This window comes from Candidatus Defluviilinea gracilis (genome assembly GCF_057138825.1).
In genome coordinates, this window is sequence record NZ_DBNHEF010000016.1 from 1 (window position 1) to 1,635 (window position 1,635).

The following is a 1,635-nucleotide window of genomic DNA, read 5'->3' on the forward strand; positions in this document are numbered from 1 at the left end:
CAACTGTTTAACCTCCATCGCCTCGGCATTGTATATCCGCGCGCGACGCAACCATGAACGTCCGACGCCTAATAACCAATCACTCCATGACTTTTCCTTTTCTTCTTTTTGGGTGTTGTCTATCAAGCCCTTCATTGCTATCAATGTCGGCGCAATGCCGCCGCTTCGGTAGAAATGTTGTATCCATTGGTCGGCATACAATATTTGCCCTGCCGAACTCATAATCGCCTGCGCCTCCGTGTTCTTCGACGGCAGTACCTCGGTGGTGTGATCCAGCCGCCATAAACGCACAAGGCGCGGGTCGTCCATCGTAAACTTTTCGGACTGCTGTCCAACCTTGCGCGTGATGCTTTCTGCGTCCCCCGTTCGTGGATTCGTGTTGATCGTGAACGAATACGCGACGGCTGGGTATAGCCCCTTCGTCTTGTACCCAAGCGCATCTTTTGTGCGGAGGTTATAGGCGGTATTCGTGGCAATGAGCGACAGTGTATTGATACGAAACAGATCGGACGGGTTCGGCAAAAAGCCGACCTTGTTTTGCCATGTCGAGGAGTTGTCAAATTCATCTTCGCCTTTATACAGCGTGAACGGCATCCCGCCGACTGTATTGGCTTTGATATGATATGCGCGAAACGCGGCGGCAACCCGCGCAAACTGCTCATCCTGCGTCGCGTTCGATGTTGTGCCTAGATTCGCCCAGCCTTCGTCGCCGACCAACGAAACGCCTTTCTTTTCATCCATAAAATAGAATTTATTTTGCATCTTCCACGCTCCTAACCGATGGTATCCCATTGATTACGCTGATACGCCACATGCCAGCCTAACGCGCCCGCGCTGATCGTGTCGGGTAAATGATGTTTCTCGCCGCTGGAAAATACGTCCTCCTGACTAGCAAAACGATGTTCGTCATACGCCCAACGGATAAACGGATACACCACATCGCCCTTTTCACATGCTGTAATATATTCGCTTAACAGGTCGGCGCGCGCCCGCCCTGCCATGATGAACGCCTTCGCGGGATGTTTGACAATATCCTTGACCACATCACCCAAACCCGTACCGTCATGCGCCGCAGACCCGCCGTACCGATCCATGCGCTTATCCAATTTGTCTATCATCACATGCCAGTCCACCCGTCCTGTGCGCTCCCATGCCACACAACGCACAGGACGCACATCGCAACGAAAGGTTGGGATAATCGTCCAGTCATTCTTTCGCGCCCAGTCTGCGCCGTGCGCGTATGTGCCGCTCGAAACAGGCGGCTCGATTTCGATGTACTCATTTGCCTGCCCCTCAAATACGCCGAGAGATTTGTCAAACAGTTTGTCAATCGCGTCGGGTTGTATCGCGCGGCTGGACGGGTTCGGCTCTTGGTTCTCGTATTCCGTCTGCCACATCGCATCTGTGATCTCGTTGCGCTTGCGCTCTACCTCCGCCGCCGACAGCCAGCCGTGCGGCTCTAAATTTTCACGATAGCACCATTCGTAAACACCAAATGATTTTTCCGCCGCACGTTTAAGAATCTCCTGCATTGTGCCGTTGATATACTGCCGCGTGGAGGAAAGTACCGTCTGTGCGGGTATCCCGTCTTTGGTCATCGGCTGACCCATCGCCGCATCCAGTATCGCTATGTCC

The 1,635-nt window shown here is 53.3% G+C and carries 2 protein-coding genes; both read right to left on the bottom strand.

Features of this window, described 5'->3' with window-relative positions:
• Positions 1–762: hypothetical protein (locus AC16KF_RS01665; RefSeq protein ID WP_484035546.1), on the bottom strand; the 762-nt coding region annotated here is incomplete at its 3' end.
• An 11-nt stretch (positions 763–773) separates the two neighbouring features.
• The coding region (locus AC16KF_RS01670; protein ID WP_484035547.1) for a hypothetical protein at positions 774–1,635 on the bottom strand (862 nt) is incomplete at its 5' end.